This window comes from Arthrobacter sp. H5 (assembly GCF_000520595.1).
In the GTDB taxonomy this organism is placed as follows: domain Bacteria; phylum Actinomycetota; class Actinomycetes; order Actinomycetales; family Micrococcaceae; genus Arthrobacter_D.
Map to the genome: position 1 here is coordinate 19,665 of NZ_KI915010.1, position 14,387 is coordinate 34,051.

Sequence of the window (14,387 nt, forward strand, 5' to 3'; positions counted from 1 at the left end):
GCTTCCGGTGAGTCCCCGCCTCAACGGCCTCACCGTCAAGAAGGTAGTCAACACCTTCGACCGCAGGAACAGTGTAGGTATCCTGGCCGCGCCCTGTCCGGTCATCGAAGGTGACTGCCGTCGGCGTTACATCGGTGACGTACCGGAGGCCGAAGCCCAATGGCATGAGCAGGCCGTCGCCGTCGGCTTCGGGGATGTTGACCGGCAGCGTGCCGCTGGGGTTGATCTCACCGGAGATGGCACGTACCACACCGTGGAAATTGACCGCCTTGACCCCGTAACTGTTGAGCACCGCGTCGGCGGTTGGAAGGACGCTGATGTCATACGGGTTGCGGGTGGCGATGACGACGACGGGCGTTCCGGTCGCCTCAAGCTCGGCCACCATCTGCTGCTGGGCAGCGTTGCCTGTGGCGTTGTACGACGTAAACACCACCGCGTCGACATCGTCCGCAGCTGCCACGGCGCGCGCACGGTACGCGGCAGAGGGTGAGGATCCGTTCTCGTAGTCTTCGGTCACCGCGAATCCTTCATCAGCGAGCATCGGCCCAACGAGCTCCGGCCAACCCGAACCGGATCCCACCATGAGCACCGAGCTGTCCGGTGCGAGCGGAAGAACGTTGTCCTCGTTGCGCAGCAGGGTAGCGGCCCGGTCGGAAATCAGATTGGCGGTAGCAAGGTGATCAGCGTTGCCGACTACGTCGTTGACCGTGTCGACATCCGCCATGGGCTGCTCGAAGACTCCGCGTTCAACCTTCCATTCCAGGATGCGCCGGACAGATTCATCGAGGCGGTCCTCGGTGATCTCACCGGTCTCCACGGCGGTACGAACACCTGCAAACGAGGCATCCACATCAGGGGAGTTGAGCAGAATATCGGAGCCGGCTTGAATGGCCATGACCGCTATCTCCTCCTGTGACCACTCGGCCGCCAGTGCAGCCATGTCGAGTGCGTCCGTGGTGACCAGGCCCTCAAATCCCATCTCCCCGCGAAGCAGTTCGGTGAGGACCTTGTGGGACAGGGTGCCCGGCATCTCCGGGTCGATGGCCTCGACGATGATGTGCGCTGTCATGACCATGTCCACACCCGCATCGATAGCGGCCTGGAACGGCTCCAGGTGCTTGTTCAAGGTCTCGCGGTCATAAGTAACGGTCGGCAGCCCGAAGTGGGAGTCAGTGAAGGTGTCACCATGGCCGGGAAAGTGCTTGGCCGCAGCGCCCACATTGTGCTCCTGCATGCCCTCAATCTGGGCGACGCCCAGAGCGCCGACCGCGTCGGGATCCTCGCCCATGGAACGGATCCCGATGACGGGGTTGTCCGGGTTGGTGTTGAGGTCCAGTACGGGCGCGAAATCCACGTTGATGCCCATCGCGCGCATCTCGGAGCCGAGGATCTCACCCTGCGCGCGGGCGAGGTCCACATCGAAAGTGGCACCCAGCGCCATGTTGCCCGGAAGCACAGTGGCCGGTGGCCCAATACGGGCCACAAGCCCGCCCTCCTGGTCGATCGTGATTGCGAGGGGGACACCCGCTCCATCCTCACCCACAGCAGTTTCCTGCAGGCCGTTGGAAAGGCCGGCGACCTGTGTGGGGTTTGCAGTGTTCCCCGACCAGGCGAAGTAGAGGACGCCGCCAAGGTTGTACTTCTCCACAACCTGAGCCGGGGTCTCCACGCCGTAGCGTGCCCGGTTACTTGCCGCCATCGAGGTGTCATCAGCTGATGACCCGTAAACATGGGTCCAGGTCATCTGGCCGATCTTCTCGTCCAGACTCATCTCAGCGATCATTGCATCGATGTTGGGTTCAGCCGACGCCACAGTCTTTGTCGGAAGAGTTAGTGTGGTTGTCGGCACAGTCGCGGTCGCCGCGCCCGTGGTTGACAACAGCAGCCCCGTTACCGCTGCCGTAATGAGGCAGGTTTTTCTGCCAATTCCTAAATGCATGCGTATCCCAGCGCCTTCGCTCGAAGGGCGTTTCCGCCCTGTGTGATTGTTGTGGTTGTTTGATAACTACGCGCGTGGCCGCTGTTCATCAGCGACGCACTTCAGAGAATCCAGTGGCGACAAACGCGTCGGCGTCTTGTTCGCCATTCAGAATGGTCTGCTTCCCGTCTTCTACTCGAATGTCGTCAACAAAGACACCCCGCCCAAGAGTGTTGGCATCGGTGCTGTACCGCCAGCGAATCAGTTGCTCGCCAGCGGGCAGCTGGGCAACTGCTTCGCCCCAGGTGCGCTCGCCGCGGTTGTTATAGATGCCATCAGTCTGGACGGTTTCCCCCTCTTGCTTGCTGCGCACCGAGTACGGCACCAGTGTCCAGGTTTCTCCGCCGTCTACCGAGGTCTCCAGCGCAAAAATGTCGGTCTGCTCGTTGTCAGCGAACACGTCGAAGGACAACTCGGTGTCCTCCCCGGCGGTCACACTGGTCTGCAAAGTATTGTCCGAGTTGTTGTCCGCTCCTCCGGACCATGCGGTGGGACCCTTCTGTGGCAACACCGCGAGGGCACCGGCGAGCCCGTCGGCGACGGTCCGGCGAGCCGGATTGTTTGAGCCCCAGGCACGGCTGGGATGCACACGGTTGGTCAACAAAATAGCAAAGGAACGCGATGTGTAGTCGATGACCAGAGAGGTCCCGGTATAGCCGGTGTGACCCGCAGCGGATTCATTTGCAAGGCCGCCCATGTACCACATCTGGTCCAGTTCAAATCCAAGACCATGCGCGTTGCCGGGGAACTCTTCGTTCTGGTTGTCCAGTAGAAACTCAACAGTGCTCTGCTCCAGAATGCGCTCCCCTTCGTAGATGCCACCGTTCAGCAGGGTCTGGGCAAGGACCGCCATGTCACCGGCTGTCGAAAAGACCCCGGCGTGTCCGGCGACTCCGCCCAGACTCCACGCATTCTCATCGTGAACCTCTCCCCACACCATGCCGCGGCCGGCCGCCGCTTGATATTCGGTAGCCGCGATGCGCTGCAACTTGCTTTCCGGCGGATTGAACTCGGTGTCCGCAAGCTCAAGCGGTCCGGTAATTCCCGTCTCCAGCGCCCGATCCAGGGGTTGACCGGTGACCTTTTCCACCAGAACGCCCAAGGCAATCAGATTGAGGTCGCTGTAGGTGTAGGCCGCCCCGGGTTCGTTTGCCGGCGTCGTCTCCATGACTGCCTGAATACGTTCGTCCTTAGTCTCATATGCACTCCAGAGCGGCAACCAGGGTTTGAGCCCTGACGTGTGAGTGAGCATTTGCCGCAGGGTGATCCCCTCCTTACCGTTGTTGGCGAACTCCGGCACATAGGCGGCGTAGGGCTGATCGAGGTCAATGGTGCCCTGCTCGACCTGTTGCATGATCAACAACGAGGTGAACAGCTTGGTGACCGACGCTAGATCGTAGATGGTCTCCTCGGTTGCGGCTATCTGTTCGCCAACGGGCAGTTTGGCGCCGTCGCCGTCCGCGTAAAGACGGGAAAATCCACTTGCGTGCGTCCCGATAATCTGCCCATGATGTGCCATCAGCCCAACCGCGGACGCGTACATCGGTCTAGTCCCGGCGTCTTCCGGGTTGGCATAGGCTTCCACCTGCTCCCAGGCGGCGTCAATTGTGGTGGTGTCAGCCAAGCCTGCAGCACGGGGGTTTCCTTCGGTCAGCCGCGTATTGGCTGGGGAGAACCCGTCCAACGGCAGATCGAATCTGCCGGTGGCGCGCTGATCGCTCCCGTTCCCTGACGGTTCAGAAGGCTTGTCCGCGTGCGCCACACCGTTGACGCCGCTGAACGCCATTCCCGCGAGGGCCAGAACAGCGCCCGCCCTGACAAAGCCCCTCATTAGCGCTTCCCCTTGTAGAGGAGGTATGTGTCTGTATCGCTGACGAACTGGGCCAGTTCACCCTGCCAGGCGCTGACAATGGTTTCTGCGTCAGCACCGGCGTCGATCTGCTCGCCGGCTCGTGCCGAACCGCTGAGCAGGCCCATCCAGCGGCCGCCGTCTCCGCGCCAGTCGAACTCCGGGTAGAGCCGTTTGGCTTCGACCAGCATGTGAATGCCTACTTCAAGCGCTTCGACGCTCTCGTGATCGTTGATGTGGACCTGTACACCACCGCAGATGACGCCCTGGTTCTTGGAGAGGGTTGGCTGGAAGTATGCCTCACGGAAGGTGACGCCGTCGAGCCCCCTGCTGTTCAGTGCCTCCGCCCACTGGTAGTCCACGTAGGGGGCGCCGATCAGTTCGAAGGGGCGGGTGGTGCCGCGGCCTTCGGACATGTTGGTTGCCTCGAACAGGGCGGTGCCGGGGTAGAGGGTGGCGGTTTCCGGCGTCGGCATGTTGGGGCTCGGCAGGATCCAGGACGCACGATTATCCGGACCGGTCATCTCGCGGCGCCAGCTCCGCACCTCGACCACCTCAAGATCCTGAAGTGGCTCGAGGCCTGCGGCCGGCAGGTGCACCGCGTTGAAGTACCTGGCGAGCTCGCCGACAGTCATGCCGTGCTGCAGTGCGATGCCGAGCTTTCCGACGCCGGACTGGAACCCGTCCTGCAATACAGGCCCGCGTGCCTGGCCACCGTTGGGGTTCGGGCGGTCCAGAACCACGAACCTCGTGCCGGTCTGCGATGCAGCCTGCATCGCATCCCACATGGTCCAGATGTAAGTGTAGAAGCGGGCGCCGACGTCCTGAATGTCGAACACGATGGTGTCAACGCCGGATTCCTCGAAAAAGCGGGCGTAGGTGGCGACCGAAGCGCCGTAGGTGTCGTAGACGGTGATGCCGGTCCGGGGGTCTACGGAGGTTCCCTCGCTGGCGCCGTCCTGTGCCGTTCCCCGGAAGCCGTGCTCCGGCCCGAAGACGGCTCCGACATCGACGCCCTTGTTCGCCATGTCATCGACAATGGAGCGGAAGTTCTGCAGGACGCCGGTCGGGTTGGTGATGATGCCGACCTTACGGCCGTCGAAGATGCTCCAGTTGTCCGCGGCCGCCACATCGGCGCCATTGGTCAGCGGCCTGCCACCGCCCGCGTTGTTCCTGCGCGACGGCGTTTGGGCGGAGGCCCCGGAGACAAACGGCGCAGCCACCGCAGCAACTGCGCCCAGTCCTGATGCCTGAATGAGGTTTCTTCGATTGATAGCCATGGAGGGAGCCTTTCGATTGATGAGATGGCAAGGTTCGGCTCTGTGCTGAAGTCAAGCAAAACCGTGATGCAAGTCACTACGAATCTAGGAGCCCACGGGAGGTATGTCAATCAGTTCCATCAATATTGGAAAGTTAGTAGCCCAATTACAACCCTTGTGGTATTCAGGAAACCCTCACGCTCATTTGAGAAGCAGGTTCTGCTCATATGGTAATCTGGGCTAAAAGTAACCCAGCTCACAAGGACTCTTGATGCCACAGCTCACGTCCGAATCGTTGACATCACTGCCGGATAACCTGTCCAAGCCGTCCTATGACAGGTCCCGGCTCAAGACCGGCATTGTCCACTTCGGCGTCGGCGGCTTCCACCGCGCACACCAGGCAATGTACCTGGACCGCCTCATGAACAAAGGACAAGCCCTCGACTGGGCCATCTGCGGAGTCGGGGTCCTGCCGGGAGACGCGCGCATGAAGGAGGTTTTGGACGCGCAGGATTGCCTATACACCCTGGTCCTGAAACATCCGGACGGTACGCGTGAGGCACGTGTTATCGGTTCCATCATCGAATACCTTCATGCACCGAAGGATCCGGACGCCGTCGTCGAAAAGATGGCCTCAGCGGATACCCGCATTGTGTCGCTCACGGTGACGGAGGGCGGCTACAACTTCCACCAGGGGACCGGAGAGTTCGACGCCGCCAACCCGGACGTTGCCCACGACCTTCAGCCGGGAGCCAGCCCCCGCACAACCTTTGGCCTGGTGATCGAGGCACTGCACCGCCGTCGTTCCCGCGGCATCGCACCCTTCACCGTGATGTCCTGCGACAACATCCAGGGCAACGGTGACGTGGCGCGGAAAATGTTCACCGCCTTCGCTGCACTGCGTGAGACGGAGCTCGGTGAATGGGTTGAGCAAAACGTCGCGTTCCCCAACTCGATGGTGGACCGGATCACTCCGGTCACGGCCGATGAGGACAGAACCTCCATCGCGGAAGAATTTGGCGTTGCTGATGCCTGGCCCGTGGTCTGCGAACCGTTTGAGCAGTGGGTGCTTGAGGACCGTTTCACCTTGGGCAGGCCGCCGTTCCAGGACGCGGGCGTGCAGGTGGTTGACGACGTCGAACCCTACGAGCTGATGAAGCTCCGTCTCCTCAATGCCAGCCATCAGGGGCAATGCTATTTTGGCTACCTGGCCGGCTACCGCTACGCGCACGAAGTCTGCCAGGATCCGTTGTTTGCGCAGTTCCTGCTGGACTACATGGACCACGAGGCAACTCCCACCCTGCACCCGCTCCCCGGCATTGACCTGGCTGACTATAAGCGAACGCTGATCGAACGCTTCTCCAATGAACACGTCAGGGACACCCTGGCGCGCCTGTGTGCGGAGAGTTCGGACCGGATCCCAAAATGGCTGCTGCCGGTGGTGAAAGAGAACCTCAAGCACGACGGCGAAATCCACCGTTCGGCGGCCATCGTCGCCTCCTGGGCACGGTACGCGGAGGGTGTGGATGAGGCAGGTGAGTCAATTACCGTCGTCGACCGCTTGGCTGACCGGCTGACCGCAGCCACCCAGGGGCAGGACGCTGATCCACTGGCGTTCATCAGGGATCGGGAGTTGTTCGGCGACCTTGCCGAGAATCCGCGGTTTGCGGAGGCCTACTCGAATGCGCTCGTTTCGCTGAAAACCAAGGGCTCGCGGGCAACGGTAGAGGCGCTGGTCAATGGCGGCCGGTCGCCCCTGAATTAATCCGCTCGGTCGCTGCGCAGGCAGGCGCCCCGTAGCACTCATCGGAGGACCCGCGTACAGTCGTAAGCACCCTGACTACCGTCGGTCAGGCGCAACAGGTTAAAGGAGTTCACCATGGGTTTCAGCGACATGATCAAGAACGCTGCGGGAAAGTACGCAGGCCGGAACAACCGGGGCACCACTGGTGGGAGGACCGGTGGAATGAACACCACAGGACGAGGCGGAACAGGCATGGGTGGCGCCGGCCGCGGCGGCAGCGGGATAGCGGGAAAGATTCGCAGCTTACTCAACCGGCGGTAAGCACCGGACGGCATTACACCCCGTAGGCCGCCTTCCGTGCCCCGACATAACGTCCTCGGACATCGGTGCCCCATTCGCCGGATGGCTCAAAGGATTGGTCGATGACCCGCTCCCATTGCGGCATCGATCCGGTCGCGGCCCAGGCGGCCTGCCGTGCGGCGCCTAATGCAACGTACTCACGCGCGGCTGGGACCTCAACCGGTACATCAAATACTGAGGCAGCAGCCTGGCAGAGCGAGACGGACTTGGAACCACCGCCGATCAACAGCACCTTTTCTACTGGCACGCCGTGGCCCTTGAGTACCTCCAGTGCGTCGGCAAGGGAATTAAGGACGCCCAGGACAGCGGCCCGGGCAATGTTCCCGGGAGTCATGTTTGCACGGGTCAGCCCGGCCAGGGTCCCGCGCGCGTCTGGAAGGTTAGGTGTGCGCTCGCCGTCGAGGTATGGCAGGAAACTCAACCCACCGGCGTCGTACTCTGCCTGCGTTGCCAGCCGGTCCAGCTCGGCGAGACTCACATTTAACATGGCTGCAGTGGCGGTCATGACCCGCGCCGAATTGATCATGGCGAGGAGGGGAAGGTGATTTCCCGTGGCGTCCGCAAATCCCGCAACAGCACCGCTGGGGTCGCGTGAGGGTGCAGCGGCTGAGGTGAACACTGTGCCTGAGGTGCCAATGGAGACCACCACTTCACCCTCGTTGAGCCCGAGCCCAAGTGCCGCACCCGCGTTGTCGCCGGCGCCGGCGCCGACGACGGCGGTGCCGGCGGACCAGCCGGGCAAGAGCCGGCCGCCGTGGTCACCAGGTGCCACAACCGGAGGAAGCAGCGGCACCCGACCAAAGAATTTCTCCAACAGATCGGTGCGGTAGGAATCCGTCGTGGGTGAGAAGTACGCGGTGCCGGACGCATCGCTGCGGTCGGTGAAGTACTCACCCGTCAGAGCATGGTTCAGGTAATCGTGGGGCAGTACCACCCGGTCTACGCGTTCGGCGAGTTCGGGCCGGTGCTGTGCCAGCCATGCCAGCTTGGTGAGTGTGAATGAGGCAACCGGGACGACGTTCACCGCGTCCACCCAGGCATCCGCTCCAAGCTCGGTGAGCATTGCGGCCGCCTGCGGGGCGCTGCGGGTGTCATTCCACAGGAGTGCGTCGTGAACGGGCTGGCCCGCGGAATCGAGGGCGACCATACCGTGCTGCTGTGCAGCAACACTGACGCCCGCTACGTCGTCGGCAGGAGCGGCGCCTGCCCACGCGGTGCGAAGCGCATCCACCCAGACCGCGGGATCCACGGAGGTGCCATCCGGATGGGGTGCGCTGCCCGAGGAGAGGACGCGGCCGTTGTCCGGATCCACCACAAGTACCTTGCAGGACTGGGTGGACGAATCCACCCCGATGACTGTGTTCACACCGGTTCCTCCGTTGCGGTTGCCAGTGATGTGATCAGTTCGCGGTCGGCAATCAAGGTGGAGATGATCCCGGCCCGGATCGCCGCCCGCACAGCGTCCGCACGGGCGGCTCCCTGTGCCACCGCAATGACCTGCGGGGTGTTCTGAAGTTGCTTGAGCGAGACGGCCAGGATTCTGGAGTCGAGACCGGAATGCACTTCATTTCCGTCCTTGTCGATGAGGCGGCCCGAGCATTCGGTCACCGCTCCGGCATTGGAAGCCTCCAGCCGCACGGCGTTGTCCACGCGGTCCCACACCGTGGAAAGCCCCGGCGTCCAGGCTCCGATGGCCACCACGGCCACGTCCAGGCTGTCCGCCCGGGTGAGCGCTTCGGAAATTTCCGGCTGCCGTGACAGGCTCTGCGCGGTTGCTGCGTTCTCGACCACCAACGGCGCCCAGATGGGCCAGGTGCTGCCACCAGACACCTTGCCCAGGTGCTGGATGAGCTCCAGGGAATTGCCGCTGCCCGCAACGGGCAGGGCGCCAGCCAGCTGCACAATGTCGCACGTTGGCAGCTTGGTGACATGGCGCGCTGCCCGGTCCAAAGTACGCGACCAGGAGATGCCGATGGTGAAACCGGGCCTGGCAGCCGCCATCAACTCCTGTGCGGCCGCAAGGGCCAGCTTTTCGCGGATTTCGAGGTCATCCACGGCGTCAGCCGAAACCACCACACGGTCGACACCCAGTGCGGCAGCGAGCCCTGCCGTGTTCACCGATTGGGCAGCGTTAGGAGAGCGGACCTCGATCCGCACAATCCCCAATGATCTGGCTTCTTCCAGCAAGCGGGCAACCTGGAACCGCGAAACACCGTAGTGCTCGGCGATCTGCACCTTGGACTGATTATCCAGGTAGTAGTCCCTGCCCACAGAGGCGAGCAACTCGTCATGCGGAAGCGTTTCCACGTACCGATCCTCTTCCGCTGATCAAACGTATGAGCGTCACACCTTGCTCAATTGAGTATATATGATTAAAGTCACTTAGCAAATGAGCAAGCCCATTATCTCAAACGAGCGAAGGTTGTCCGCATGAGCTTACGGCGCACAGGTGCGCAGGCGCACCACTCCACTCAGCCCCGGCGGAGTAGGAAAAGAACGACGACGGCGCTTGCCGCCCTCTCATCGGCGGTCATGGTACTCACGGGATGCGGAGCAAACGCTTCCGCGGAACGCGAGGAACTGGTAGTCGCAATCGTGTCCAATCCCCAGATGCAGGACGCAATCTCACTGCAGGAAGACTTCCTGCAGGACCACCCCAACATCGACGTCAGTTTCGTCTCGCTTCCCGAAAACGAGGCGCGGGCCAAAATCACCGCATCTGTGGCGACTCAGGGTGGGGAGTTCGACGTCGTGATGATCTCGAACTACGAGACCCCAATGTGGGCTGAAAACGGATGGATCACCAACCTCCAGGACTACGCGGAGAACACCGAAGGCTATAACCCGGATGATTTCCTGCCCAACATCAGTGACGCCCTGAGCTATGAGGGCGACCTCCACTCGGTGCCCTTCTATGGGGAGTCCGCGTTCCTGGCCTACCGGCAGGATCTCTTCGACGAGGCAGGGCTCACGATGCCTGAGCAGCCAACCTGGGAAGACATCCGGGGCTTCGCTGAGGAGCTGCACGCTCCAGAGGAGGATTTCTCGGGAATCTGCCTGCGTGGGCTGGCCGGCTGGGGTGAAGTGATGGCCCCTCTGGGAACCGTGATCAACACCTACGGCGGGCGCTGGTTCGATGAAGACTGGAACGCCACCCTGGACAGTCCCGAGGTGGAAGCCGCAGTGACAGACTACGTGGACCTGGTCCGGAATTATGGTCAGCCGGGCGCGGCCACCAGCGGCTACGGCGAGTGTATTACCCGCTACAGCCAGGGCGGTGCCGCCATGTGGTTCGACGCCACGGCCATGGTGTCCACGGTGGAGGACCCCGCATCATCACAGGTTGTGGGGAAAACAGCATACGCCCCCGCTCCGGTGAACAAGACAGAGGAAGCCGGCTGGTTGTACAGCTGGTCCCTGGCCATTCCCCAGACCAGCGAGCACAAGGACTCCGCCTGGGAATTCATCTCCTGGATGACGTCACCCGAGTACATCGAACTGGTGGGCAACGAAATCGGATGGGAACGGGTGCCGCCGGGCAGCCGCGCATCCACCTACGAAAATCCTGAGTACGCTGCGGTCGCCGAAGCCTATGCGGAGCCCACCCTCGACGCCATGGCGGCGGCATCACAGGAAACCAGCATTGTGGGCGAAGTTCCCTACACCGGCCTTCAGTTTGTCGGGATTCCTGAGTTCCAGGACCTTGGAACCCGGGTTGCACAACAGATATCGGCGGCAATCGCCGGCCAGAAAACCGTCAAGGAAGCCCTGGAACAGTCGCAGCAATACGCCGAGACAGTGGCTGGAACCTACCAGGCAGGAGAGAACTGATGGCCAGCATGGTGGATCAGCACAATCTCAAAAAGCACCAGAAAAGCCGCCCGAGCACCCAGAACGGTATCTCGAAGGCGGAAGCCTGGCGTCGCAGGGCGCCCCTGCTCCCGGCTTTGATCTTCACCATTGTGGTGACCCAGGTGCCCTTCCTGGTGACCATCTGGTACTCACTGCGCTCATGGAACCTGTTGCGGCCGGAGGGCAACATTTTCGTGGGTGTGGAAAATTTCGTGGACATCTTCGGGGACTCCACGTTCCGCGGTGCTGCCGTGAACAGCGTACTGATCACGCTCGGCTGCGTGTTTGCAGCGATGGTGCTGGGCATTGCGTTTGCTCTGCTTTTGGACCGCAGTTTCAAGGGCCGAGGCCTGGCGCGGACACTGCTCATCACACCGTTCCTCATCATGCCGGTTGCCGGCGCCACTCTCTGGTCCGTTTCCATGCTGAACCCAACCTATGGATTGGTGAACTGGGCGCTCGGCCTGGTGGGAATTCCCGCCGTGGACTGGACCACATCATATCCGGTGATTTCAATCCTGATGGCGCTCGTCTGGCAGTGGACCCCATTCATGATGCTCCTTGTACTGGCGGGACTGCAGGCACAACCGAAGGATGTGCTGGAGGCCGCTCAGATGGACGGGGCAAACTGGGCAAAGACCTTTGTGTCGGTCACTCTGCCGCATCTGCGCCGGTACATAGAGCTCGGCGTGTTGTTGGGAGCCATTTACGTGGTGAATACCTTCGACCAGATCTACCTCATGACGGCCGGAGGCCCCGGCACCGCCAGCGCAAACCTGCCCTTCTACATTTATCAGCGGGCCTTCCTTGGCTTTGACATAGGCCAGGCTGCTGCGATGGGCGTGGTTGTTGTCATCGGCACCATCGTCATCGCGAGCTTCGCCCTGCGCCTGATCTTCCGCAGCTTCGAGACGAAGGACTGACCCCATGGCCACTCAAACACTAAGCACGACGACGGCGTCTGTCTCCTCCCAGCGCCCGTCACGGCGCGGACGGGCAATCTCGCCACTGCTCACCACGCTGACCTGGATTGTTGCTATCGGCTTTTTCCTGCCAGTGCTGTGGATGGTGCTGACCTCGTTCAAGCAGGAATCGGTAGCGTCCACCAACCCGCCCACCTTCTTCTTTGAGCCGACGCTCGACCAGTATCGGGCCGTACTTGATGCGGGGGCCGGCAGCTATTTCCTCAACTCGCTGATTGCCACCGGGGTTTCGACCCTCCTGGTGATCGTGCTTGCAGTGCCTGCGGCGTATGCACTCAGTATCCGGCCGGTCAAGAAGACCCAGGATGTGCTGTTCTTCTTCATTTCCACCAAAATGCTTCCGGTAGTAGCCGTAATCATGCCGATCTATGTAATTGCAGGCGAACTCAGGGTGCTGGACAACATCTGGACCCTCATCGTCCTGTACACCGCAATGAACCTTCCGATCGCGGTGTGGATGATGCGTTCGTTCCTTCAAGAGGTTCCTGCAGAGGTACTCGAGGCCGCTTCAATCGATGGTGCTGGCCTCATGAAGACCCTTCGCCTGATACTGGTGCCGATGGCAGCTCCCGGTCTTGCCGCCACGGCTCTGATCTGCGTGATTTTTGCGTGGAATGAGTTCTTCTTTGCACTCAACCTCACGGCGGCGCAGGCGGCAACCGTGCCGGTGTTCCTGGTGTCGCAGATGACCAGCGAGGGATTGTTCCTGGCCCAGTTGTCCGCAGCGTCGGTGCTTGCATCGCTGCCGGTTGTCATTGCCGGGTGGATTGCGCAGAAGCAGCTTGTCCGCGGCCTGTCGATGGGCGCGGTCAAGTAGGCGCGGTTCCCCTGCCGCAGATTCGTTGGCTCGACGCAGTCGACGTGGCTCAACAGCCACTCGATCTGCACCGAGTCAACCCGTAGTTTCAGACCTGAAACTACGGGTTGACGATGGCTTTCAGGGCGCCCGGACGGGAACCCGCGAGGAGAGCGCCCTCGACGTCGTCAAGCCCGTGGCGTGAGGTAACCAGCCCGTCGAGGTCCACGAGTCCGCGCGAGGCGAGGTCAATTGCCGTCGGCCATGTGTTGGCGTAGCGGTACGTTCCGGTGATGACCAGCTCCCTGCCCTGGACCAGCTGTACCGGGAGGGCGATGGTGTCCGCGCCCATGCCCACCAGGACAGCCCGTCCGCGGGGCGCGAGGCGCTGAAGACCGGCGAGAACTGCGGGCTCGGCGCCGGTCGCATCAATGAATGCATCAAACTCCGGTTTGGACGGCGGAGCGTTCTCCGCAGTGAAGACATGCTGGGCACCATACCGTGCCGCTGATTCGAGCCGTTCCGCCCGGACATCGGTGAGGGTGACTTCGGCGCCGGCAAGTTGCGCCACAGCAGCTACCAGCAAACCGATAGGTCCGGCCCCGGCCACCAGCACGCGTGCGCCCAGTTCAATTCGCCCGGCACTGCGGGCAGCCAATGCAACGCTCAGGGGCTCAAGAAGTGCTGCCGCTTCGTAGGAAAGGTGATCGGGAACCGGATGGCAGAAGGCCGCCGGATGCACGGCGTACTCACTGAAGACGCCGTCAACCGGCGGCGTGGCGAAGAAGCGCACCTCTGGATCAAGGTTGTAGCAGCCGGAAAGTGTTTGGGGTGAGAGCGGGTTGGGGATGCCCGGTTCCAGGGACACCCGCTGCCCAACCGAGCGGTCGGTGACTCCTTCGCCGAGCGCGGCGATCTGTCCGGAGGGTTCGTGCCCAAGCACCAGCGGTTGTTCCACAACGTGCGAACCGATACGGCCATGCTGGTAGTAGTGGGTGTCGGACCCGCAGACGCCCACGGAGTGGATGCGGATGAGCACTTCGCCCGGGCCGGGGCGGGGAACGGGCCGTTCTTCGACCCGCAGCTTTCCGGGACTATCCAGGACGGACGATTTCATAGTCTGTTCCACTGCCCACTCCGATGCTCATTTGTGAATCAAGTATTGCTCATATGATAGTCGACACCGACGTATTGGGTCAGAAAGCCCGGGATCCTCAGCGAGGGGCCCGGGGAATCACCGTCAAGATGCACGCGTGGATTTCTTCGTGGGTCACCGTCAAGATGCTCGTGTAAGTATTGTGCTTGTTTCAGCTATTTGTGCTCGCGTGGATGATGCTTCCAGCGCCCGTGTTTTCTCTGCGGCGAGTTTGATGAGTTGGTTCTGGATGGCGGTGATGCCTCGGGTGAGGTCGGCCGGGTTGGTGGTATCAATTAGTTGGGCCAGCTCGGTGGCTTTGTCCTGGGAGAGGATCCCTGAATCGAGCACGCGCTGGTACGGGGTCCGCGGCTTGTCGTAGATGCGGGCCTTTTTCCCGTGCTTGTTGGACCGCCAGCCGACCGCTTTCG

The 14,387-nt window shown here is 61.9% G+C and carries 11 protein-coding genes and 1 pseudogene; 5 read left to right on the forward strand and 7 right to left on the reverse strand.

Features of this window, described 5'->3' with window-relative positions; all coding sequences use genetic code 11:
• The 3 genes from Y708_RS25650 to Y708_RS0115825 form a co-directional block, all read right to left on the reverse strand.
• Positions 1 to 1,939: glycoside hydrolase family 3 protein (locus Y708_RS25650; protein ID WP_051479066.1), on the reverse strand; the 1,939-nt coding region annotated here is incomplete at its 3' end.
• An 88-nt stretch (positions 1,940 to 2,027) separates the two neighbouring features.
• Positions 2,028 to 3,809, reverse strand: a complete 1,782-nt coding sequence (locus Y708_RS25655; protein ID WP_035776608.1) for a serine hydrolase domain-containing protein — start codon at positions 3,807 to 3,809, stop codon at positions 2,028 to 2,030.
• Positions 3,809 to 5,107, reverse strand: coding sequence for an exo-beta-N-acetylmuramidase NamZ family protein (locus tag Y708_RS0115825; protein WP_028280674.1), 1,299 nt, complete (start codon positions 5,105 to 5,107; stop codon positions 3,809 to 3,811). Before Y708_RS0115825 ends, Y708_RS25655 begins: the two co-directional genes overlap by 1 nt.
• Before the next feature lie 250 nt (positions 5,108 to 5,357).
• Between Y708_RS0115825 and Y708_RS0115830 the strand changes: the two genes are divergently transcribed.
• Together Y708_RS0115830 and Y708_RS0115835 are read left to right on the forward strand one after the other, a co-directional pair.
• Positions 5,358 to 6,851, forward strand: coding sequence for a mannitol dehydrogenase family protein (locus Y708_RS0115830; protein ID WP_028280675.1), 1,494 nt, complete (start codon positions 5,358 to 5,360; stop codon positions 6,849 to 6,851).
• A 114-nt stretch (positions 6,852 to 6,965) separates the two neighbouring features.
• On the forward strand, positions 6,966 to 7,151 hold the full coding sequence (locus Y708_RS0115835) for a hypothetical protein (protein WP_028280676.1): 186 nt from the start codon (positions 6,966 to 6,968) through the stop codon (positions 7,149 to 7,151).
• A gap of 13 nt (positions 7,152 to 7,164) precedes the next feature.
• Here the strand turns inward: Y708_RS0115835 and xylB are convergent, their stop codons facing one another.
• On the reverse strand, positions 7,165 to 8,556 hold the full coding sequence (xylB, locus tag Y708_RS0115840) for a xylulokinase (RefSeq protein WP_028280677.1): 1,392 nt from the start codon (positions 8,554 to 8,556) through the stop codon (positions 7,165 to 7,167).
• Complete coding sequence (locus Y708_RS0115845; protein ID WP_028280678.1) at positions 8,553 to 9,497, reverse strand: sugar-binding transcriptional regulator; 945 nt, start codon at positions 9,495 to 9,497, stop codon at positions 8,553 to 8,555. Before Y708_RS0115845 ends, xylB begins: the two co-directional genes overlap by 4 nt.
• A 123-nt stretch (positions 9,498 to 9,620) precedes the next feature.
• Between Y708_RS0115845 and Y708_RS0115850 the strand changes: the two genes are divergently transcribed.
• Genes Y708_RS0115850 through Y708_RS0115860 form a run of 3 tightly spaced genes read left to right on the forward strand, consistent with a single transcriptional unit; the run spans position 9,621 to position 12,842 of the window.
• On the forward strand, positions 9,621 to 11,021 hold the full coding sequence (locus Y708_RS0115850; protein ID WP_028280679.1) for an ABC transporter substrate-binding protein: 1,401 nt from the start codon (positions 9,621 to 9,623) through the stop codon (positions 11,019 to 11,021).
• 8 nt (positions 11,022 to 11,029) lie between these two features.
• The gene (locus Y708_RS0115855; RefSeq protein WP_216699815.1) at positions 11,030 to 11,965 is read left to right on the forward strand and encodes a carbohydrate ABC transporter permease; all 936 of its coding nucleotides are present in this window, start codon (positions 11,030 to 11,032) and stop codon (positions 11,963 to 11,965) included.
• Positions 11,966 to 11,969: 4 nt separating this feature from the next.
• Positions 11,970 to 12,842, forward strand: coding sequence for a carbohydrate ABC transporter permease (locus Y708_RS0115860; protein ID WP_028280681.1), 873 nt, complete (start codon positions 11,970 to 11,972; stop codon positions 12,840 to 12,842).
• A 100-nt stretch (positions 12,843 to 12,942) separates the two neighbouring features.
• Here Y708_RS0115860 and Y708_RS0115865 read toward each other — a convergent pair whose 3' ends face one another.
• Positions 12,943 to 13,938, reverse strand: coding sequence for an NAD(P)-dependent alcohol dehydrogenase (locus Y708_RS0115865; RefSeq protein ID WP_028280682.1), 996 nt, complete (start codon positions 13,936 to 13,938; stop codon positions 12,943 to 12,945).
• Positions 13,939 to 14,097: 159 nt separating this feature from the next.
• Positions 14,098 to 14,387: pseudogene (locus Y708_RS29950) on the reverse strand (integrase); the annotation flags it as partial.

Coding starts and splice junctions, on each gene's coding strand:
- Y708_RS25655 (WP_035776608.1), bottom strand. CDS start 3,809: ATGAGGGGCTTTGTCAGGGCGGGCGCTGTTCTGGCCCTCGCGGGAATG.
- Y708_RS0115825 (WP_028280674.1), bottom strand. CDS start 5,107: ATGGCTATCAATCGAAGAAACCTCATTCAGGCATCAGGACTGGGCGCA.
- Y708_RS0115830 (WP_028280675.1), top strand. CDS start 5,358: ATGCCACAGCTCACGTCCGAATCGTTGACATCACTGCCGGATAACCTG.
- Y708_RS0115835 (WP_028280676.1), top strand. CDS start 6,966: ATGGGTTTCAGCGACATGATCAAGAACGCTGCGGGAAAGTACGCAGGC.
- Y708_RS0115850 (WP_028280679.1), top strand. CDS start 9,621: ATGAGCTTACGGCGCACAGGTGCGCAGGCGCACCACTCCACTCAGCCC.
- Y708_RS0115855 (WP_216699815.1), top strand. CDS start 11,030: ATGGTGGATCAGCACAATCTCAAAAAGCACCAGAAAAGCCGCCCGAGC.
- Y708_RS0115860 (WP_028280681.1), top strand. CDS start 11,970: ATGGCCACTCAAACACTAAGCACGACGACGGCGTCTGTCTCCTCCCAG.
- Y708_RS0115865 (WP_028280682.1), bottom strand. CDS start 13,938: ATGAAATCGTCCGTCCTGGATAGTCCCGGAAAGCTGCGGGTCGAAGAA.